We start from the raw sequence: 3,360 nt of genomic DNA on the forward strand, positions 1-3,360 counted from the left end.
GTGCTTGCAGGATGTAGACCCTGCTGTCGGGTTTGAGGGGATCGTCGAGCGCCACCCGGTCGGTGCAGCGGCGCCCGTCGATGAAGATCACCACGTTCTCGCGCAGGTGGCCCTGCTCGTCGAGCACATAGCCGCGCAGCAGCGGATTGGCGGCGAAGGCGGTGTCGAGCCCGGCGCGCAGCCGGCCGGCCCGGGTCTCGACCTGCGGCAAGCTCGTGAAGCGGGCTAGCTGCTGGGTAAACATCAGTCGCGCCATGGTGCCGAACGGATAAGTTAGGTGAACCGCGATTCTATGCCGATTTGCCGCCAATGTCGCCATCCGGCGGCCGCTGGCCTAAAATGAATTCAAGCCAATCTGCGGAGCCCACCATGCCGATCAAGCCCGAGCAATTAGCAGCGCTGATGCATGAAGTCGAGATCGAGGATCCGATCGATTTTGCCGACCTGCCCTTCGAAGAACACGAGCTGCGCGCGCTGGTCGCCGCGCACCTGTGCGAAATGGCCGGCGCGATGGAGACCTTCAGCCAGGAGGATCGCATGCTGACCCTGCTGGCGGTGTCGGCCAAACTGGTACTGGAAAACCTGGTGCTGCACCTGCAGCTGCTGCGGCGGCACGGCCTACCGGTCAGCGACGGGGTCGAGGCCCTGCTGAGCCGGCTGCGCAAGCCGGAATAAGGCCTTTCCGTGTTTCCTAATCGCAACATCGTTCAATTATGGAAGAAATAACTTATTCCCTCAGGTATTATTAATCTCTAACAAACGAAACATCGAATACCTGAGCCCGATGTGCCCCGCACGCGGCTCGACTCAAAGGAAACCATATGCCGCGTAGTGTAAAAAAATGGGCCATCCGCGCCTCCGTTGTCGTGACCACCCTGATGCTTGCGGCCGGCCTGTCCGGCTGTGGCAAGACCGAGTCGAGCGCCACCTTGATGGCCGAAGCGAAGCAGTACCAGCAAAAGGGCGACAACAAGGCGGCCCTGATCCAGTTGAAGAACGCGGCCGCCCAGAACCCGCAGGACGCCGAAGTGCGCTTCGCGCTGGCGGCGCTGTACAACACGATGGGCGACGCCGTGTCGGCCGAAAAGGAAATCCGCAAGGCGATCAGCCTGGGTGGCGACAGCACGCGCGCCGCACCGGTGCTGGCCAAGGCGCTGCAGATGCAGGGCCAGGCGCAGAAGGCGATCGATGAAACGGCGGCAGCGGCGGCCAAGGGCGATCCGGCGTTGCTGGCGGTCCGCGGCGACGCCTATCTGGCGCTCAATGACATCGCCAAATCGAAGGAATCCTACCAGCGCGCGCTCGCCGCAAAAGCCGGTTCCGCCGAATCCTTGCTAGGACTATCCCGGCTGGCGATGGTCGACAAGGACAGCGACGGCGCCACCCGCTATGTCGAACAGGCGATCGCGGCCAACCCGAAGGATCCGGCGGTATGGTTCTTCAATGCTACGCTGCTGCGCGCCCAAGGCAAGAACGCCGATGCGCTGGCAGCCTACAGCCAGGCGATTACGCTCAAGCCCGACCACATGAACGCGCTGATCGAACGCGCCAACATGGAAATCGCGACCGGCAAATTCGATGCGGCCAAGACCGACATCGACGCGGCGCGCAAGGCGGCGCCGGCGGCGCTGCAGGTGACTTATACCCAGGCCCTGCTCGACTTTACCCAAGGCAAGTATGGCGCCGCCCAGGAATCGCTGCAAAAGGTGCTGCGTGCGGCGCCCGAACACCTGCCGTCGATCCTGCTGGCGGGCGCCGTGGAAATGAACCTCGGTTCGCTGCAGCAAGCAGAGCAGCACCTGAAGAAATACCTCGAGAAATTCCCCGACAATGGCTACGCGCGCAAGCTCCTGGCCCAGGTCCAGCTCAAGGGTGCGCAACCGGCCGACGCCGTCGCAACGCTGGCGCCGCTGCTCAAGGACAGCACCCAGGACGCCCAGTTGCTGGCGCTGGCAGGCGAGTCGGCGATGCGGACGCGCGATTTCGGCAAGGCGTCCGGATATTTCGAGAAAGCCGCGTTGCTGGCGCCGAACGCGGCGACGCTGCATACCTCGCTCGGCCTGTCCAGGCTGGGCCAGGGCGACCAGGCCAAGGGGATCAGCGAGCTGGAACGCGCCACCGCGCTCGACCCCAAATCGGAACAGGCCGGCGTCGCGCTGGTCCGGGCCGAGTTGGCCCTGAAACACTACGACAAGGCGCTGGCCGCGGCGAAGGCACTGGTGGCGGCGCAGCCGGACAACGCGGTGGTGCGCAACCTGGAAGGCGGCGTTCACCTGAGCAAGGGCGACCGCGCGGCGGCGCGCGCCAGCTTCGACAAGGCCGTCAGCCTGCAGCCGAGCTTCTTCGCAGCGGCGATGAACCTGGCCCAGATGGACGTGCAGGACAAGAAGCCGGACGCGGCGAAACAGCGCCTGGTGGCGTTCCTGGAAAAGGACAAGAAAAACATCAGCGCGATGACGGCGCTGGCAGGCTTGGCCCTGACCCAGAACAAGCCGGACGAGGTCACCGCCTGGCTCGAAAAAGCCAACGCAGAAAGTCCCGAAGCGACCGGCCCGGCGATCCAGCTGGCCACCCACTACCTGCGCACCCGGCAGCCGGCCAAGGCCTTGACGCTGACCCGCAAGATGCAGACCGCCAATCCGGCCAACGCCGATCTGCTGGACCTGATGGGCCAGGCCCAGCTGTCCAGCAACGACCTGCCCGGGGCGCTGGAAACCTATGGCAAGCTGGTCAACGTGGCGCCGAAATCGGCGCCCGCCCAGTTCCGCCTGGCGACGGTACACCTGATGATGAAAAACGATGCCGCCGCCGCCGGCGACCTGAAGCGGGCGATCGCGCTGCAGCCCGGCTTCGTCCCGGCCTACCTGGCCCAGGCCGAAATGGCGCTGCGCGGCAACCGCCCGGACGACGCGCTCGCCGCGGCGCGCCAGGTCCAGAAGCTGCCTGGCCAGGAAGCCGTCGGCCTGATACTCGAAGGCGATGTGCAGCTCCAGCAGAAAAAGCCGGCGCTGGCGCTGCCGCTGTATGAAAAGGCCTTCGCGCTGGCCAAGTCGCCCAAGCTGATGATCAACATCCACCGCCTGCTGGCGCAGTCGGGCAAGGAGAAGGAAGCCGAGCAGCGCCTGGCGCAATGGAGCCGGGACAATCCAAACGATGTGATGACGGCGATGTATGTCGCCGAAGGCAACATTGCCAGGAAGCAGTACAAGGCCGCGATTCCGCAACTGGAGGCGATCCTCAAGAAGACTCCGGATAACGCCGCCGCGCTCAACAACCTGGCCTGGACCTACCAGCAGGAAAACGATCCGAAGGCGCTGGAGACGGCCGAGCGTGCCTACAAGCTGGCCGGCGACGTGCCGG

3 protein-coding genes are annotated in these 3,360 nt (G+C 64.9%); 2 read left to right on the forward strand and 1 reads right to left on the reverse strand.

Features of this window, described 5'->3' with window-relative positions; genetic code table 11:
- A partial coding sequence (locus JWQ61_RS17255) for a MoaD/ThiS family protein (protein ID WP_304361604.1) occupies positions 1–256 on the reverse strand: 256 nt, incomplete at its 3' end.
- A 113-nt stretch (positions 257–369) separates the two neighbouring features.
- On the opposite strand from JWQ61_RS17255, the gene JWQ61_RS17260 reads away from it, so the two are divergent.
- Together JWQ61_RS17260 and prsT are read left to right on the forward strand one after the other, a co-directional pair.
- Positions 370–675, forward strand: a complete 306-nt coding sequence (locus JWQ61_RS17260) for a hypothetical protein (protein WP_304361605.1) — start codon at positions 370–372, stop codon at positions 673–675.
- Between the two features lie 146 nt (positions 676–821).
- On the forward strand, positions 822–3,360 hold a 2,539-nt coding region (gene prsT / locus JWQ61_RS17265; protein ID WP_304361606.1), incomplete at its 3' end, for an XrtA/PEP-CTERM system TPR-repeat protein PrsT.

Source organism: Collimonas fungivorans (genome assembly GCF_028292705.1).
Taxonomy (GTDB): Bacteria; Pseudomonadota; Gammaproteobacteria; order Burkholderiales; family Burkholderiaceae_D; genus Collimonas; species Collimonas fungivorans_B.

Excerpts from the sequence above, each read along its gene's own strand:
- JWQ61_RS17260 (WP_304361605.1), top strand. The coding sequence starts at position 370 with ATGCCGATCAAGCCCGAGCAATTAGCAGCGCTGATGCATGAAGTCGAG.